Raw genomic sequence first — 614 nt, 5'->3', positions numbered from 1 at the left:
CCAGCGCGCTGGCCAGCAGCGGCTCGCCGCCGTCGTCGCCGCTGCGCCAGAGCAGGTCCACCACGGGCGTGTGCAAGGCGTTGTGCCACGCGGCGCGTTGCGCCGCCGCCAGCGTCTCGCGCGTGGGCAGGCCCCAGGCCTGGCGCTGCGCCCGACTCCAGCTGCCCACGGGGTCCGGCACGGGCGGCAGGCGCTTCTCGTCGCAGCCGGGAAGCACCAGCGCCGCGAACGGCCGCGCCAGCAGCTGGGGCAGGGGCAGGATGACCACGGGGGCGTCGCCCACCGGGGGGGGACGAAGCGCTCGGCTTCGAGCACCTCGTCAGCCCAGCGGGTGAATTCGGCCAGCGCCATGCGCCGGCCAGCGCCGTCGCAGCCGTCGAACTGCGCCTCCTGGCCCGCCTGCAACCGCAAGGCGGCGAGCACGCGGGCGCCGGCGGCGTCCTGCGCGAGCCCGTTCCATTGGCCGCTGGCCACGAGCAGAGCGCGCAGCGCCTGCAACCACTGCGCGAGCGGGCGCGGTGCGTGCAGGCCGGCGCGCCATTCCTGCGCGCGCGCGACGCACGCGGCCACGGCGGGCTGAGACACGCAACAGGGGAAGGCAAGGCACACAGGGG

The 614-nt window shown here is 76.9% G+C and carries 1 pseudogene; it reads right to left on the bottom strand.

Going from position 1 to position 614, the window contains the following annotated elements:
- Positions 1-614 (bottom strand): annotated as a pseudogene (locus VTU_RS32055) (PD-(D/E)XK nuclease family protein); the annotation flags it as partial.

It is taken from the genome of Verminephrobacter aporrectodeae subsp. tuberculatae At4 (assembly GCF_000193225.1).
Classification (GTDB): Bacteria; Pseudomonadota; Gammaproteobacteria; order Burkholderiales; family Burkholderiaceae_C; genus Acidovorax; species Acidovorax aporrectodeae.
The sequence above is the reverse complement of the archived record's forward strand: the minus strand, read 5'-3'. Positions and strand labels throughout refer to the sequence as shown.